Origin of the sequence: Vibrio sp. 10N.286.48.C11 (assembly GCF_041469805.1) — a bacterium.
Lineage (GTDB): Bacteria > Pseudomonadota > Gammaproteobacteria > Enterobacterales > Vibrionaceae > Vibrio > Vibrio crassostreae_C.
Genome location: NZ_JBFRLK010000117.1, coordinates 1,542 through 1,764, shown reverse-complemented (window position 1 = coordinate 1,764; position 223 = coordinate 1,542). Strand labels below are relative to the sequence as shown.

The following is a 223-nucleotide window of genomic DNA, read 5'->3' as shown; positions in this document are numbered from 1 at the left end:
TGCTTTCTCAAGCATCAGATGTGGAAGGCGATGACCTTACGGCTAGCGACCTTACGGTTGGTGGAGATGCGACGGTTGTAGCTAATGATGACGGCAGCTTCACCATCACGCCAGATGAGAACTTCAATGGTGATATCGATATTAGCTTCGATATCTCAGATGGTACCAATACGGTTCAAGCATCGGCTGACCTAACCGTTAACCCAGTTAATGACCTGCCAGT

The 223-nt window shown here is 48.4% G+C and carries 1 protein-coding gene; it reads left to right on the top strand.

The window, feature by feature from the left end; genetic code table 11:
• On the top strand, positions 1-223 hold a 223-nt coding region (locus AB4209_RS22560; RefSeq protein WP_372057276.1), incomplete at both ends, for a cadherin-like domain-containing protein.